The 2,030-nt window shown below is 48.3% G+C and carries 2 protein-coding genes; both read right to left on the reverse strand.

Features of this window, described 5'->3' with window-relative positions; translation table 11 throughout:
- Nucleotides 1-96: 96 nt before the first annotated feature.
- Entirely contained in the window at nt 97-639 is a 543-nt protein-coding gene (locus K4A83_RS22615) for an HMA2 domain-containing protein (RefSeq protein WP_265266979.1), read from the reverse strand.
- 359 nt (nt 640-998) lie between these two features.
- Nucleotides 999-1,754, reverse strand: a complete 756-nt coding sequence (locus tag K4A83_RS22620; protein ID WP_265266980.1) for a hypothetical protein — start codon at nt 1,752-1,754, stop codon at nt 999-1,001.
- Nucleotides 1,755-2,030 lie beyond the last annotated feature (276 nt).

Genomic DNA, 2,030 nt, shown 5'->3' on the forward strand with positions numbered 1-2,030 from the left:
AGTGGGGGAGTGGGGGAGAAATTATCAATTACCTATTCCCTATTCCCTATTCCCTATTCCCTTGTTGAGTCTAGCGTTAGGCTTTTTCAGCAAGCCCTAGTTAGACTCGGATTCTTGACTGGCACTTTCGAGAATAGTCATTAAGCGCAGTCCTAGTTCTAATTCGCTGAAATCCCCGGAGTGGTAGTGAATGACGATGGAGGAGGCTGAACGGTTGACCCGCACATGGATCACTTGATCATCGGCGTTCAGGAGTCGTTCTAAACGCTTGGCAAAGGAGGGATCACTATTAAGTTGTGGGATGCGTAGGCGAATGCGGCCGGGGACGGAATGAATAATCGTAAATCGATCATCGCTAAAGCTGGTCAGGTTTGAGGTGGGGGCGGGTTGAGGTGGGGTGGGGGTCTGGGAGGAGGGTTTTTTCAGTTCTCGAAAAACCTGTCGAGAAAGACTTGCAACAGCTAAGTTAACGAGGAGGGCGTTGGCTCCCCGCAGTTGAAAACGACTGGTGACAAATAATCCTAAGATGACGGGTAGAATCATCTCGACTTCTCCATGTTCTTGGAGAAACTCGGAGATTTGCTGGGAGTTGGCTGAGTTCGGGGAGGGTTGTTCTAAGGTGGCAATGGTTTGTTCCATAGTTCGGCTAACTGAATCTTAGGGAGTTTCTGGCTCTTCAGTCCAGAGATCATGCTGGGCTGAGTCTTGTCTTAAGGCTTGTGCTACAAGGCTTTGGGGCAAAACTTAGACCGTTGAAAGCGACAGATTTTTAACAGATTACTGAGTTTATATTGAGAATCTATTGCAAGAGTCTTTCCTGAGAATAGCAGGAATAATTAGCAAAAAGCAAGTTTTCCTTATTGAGAAATATTGCAAAAATGAATGTAGCCGAACCGCCGAGAAGCCCCGCGCTATACTCGTGAGGGGATTAATGGGCAAGCAAAAAGCCTTGGAAACTGGATTTTTCAAGGCTTTGAGGGGGATTATTGAAGGGGGGGTTAGGAACCTAATTCTAAGGTTTGAATACTTTGTTCAAATTCAGGTAATAAGCGGGTGAATTCTTCGGAGGTGGCGGCGTAGGTGACGATCCAGATTTGCTCGCCTTCTTGAATCATGTAAAAAAGCTGTTTAATTTTGGCGCTGTCGGTGTCAATTTCTCCTACAAGTCGGCCGGCTTTTTTCCCGTTTTTAAGATCCACCATTTGGGAGTCTTCTAGGGTGTAGAGGGCGGCCAATTGTTCTTTGGCGGCTTCCATATAGGTTTCGATGCCAATTTCTGAGGGGATGTTTTCGGTGGCGATGTTGACGTTGGTGAGAAAGCCGGATGTGGCGGCACTTTGGGGGTCAAAGGCGAGGAAGGCGATCGCATCGGGATTTTCTTTAATCCCAGCCAGTCGGTCGGCATAAGCGGGATTAATGGCGGTTAATTGGGCTTCGAGTTGGTTTAAATCGGTTTTAGGATTGCCCCCTTGATAGCGGGCGGGGAGTTGGAGGGCTAAACCATTGCCTTGTATGGTTTGCCAACCGTTTTGAGTGGCTTCTTCAGTGGCGGAAGTGCTGTCTGCTGTAGTCCCATCGGGATCGGCCAGTGTCGCGCTTGTATCAGTGGATTCTATTTGTGACGGTGCAGCGCCATTTTGGGCGGTTTCCCCCGGAGAGGTTGCCTCTGTGGTGTCTGGTGTATTGCCGCCACAAGCGGCTAAACTGGCTAACACAATGGCACTCAAGAGCGATCGCTTAACGAATTGAAGCATAAAGAAAAATGTCCTCGCTGGGTTCAACTCTTTCCAGCTTAACCTTTCTTCAGAAAATCATCATCTTGACAACCAGACCAAGCAGAGTAAAGAATTAGGGGCGCAAGGGTTGCACTCTTGGCGAAGAGGATTGATCCGCACCAGATGTGTCACCAAAAGAATGGGTCTGAAGCCCCGTCGTTCACGACGGCTTTCACCTCGGTGAGCTATAATAGTCTCATGAACCAAGTCCTAACCATAGTTTGTAAGCTCAACCCAACACCAGAGCAAGCTCAA

This window comes from Spirulina subsalsa FACHB-351 (assembly GCF_026130165.1).
GTDB lineage: Bacteria > Cyanobacteriota > Cyanobacteriia > Cyanobacteriales > Spirulinaceae > Spirulina_A > Spirulina_A subsalsa_A.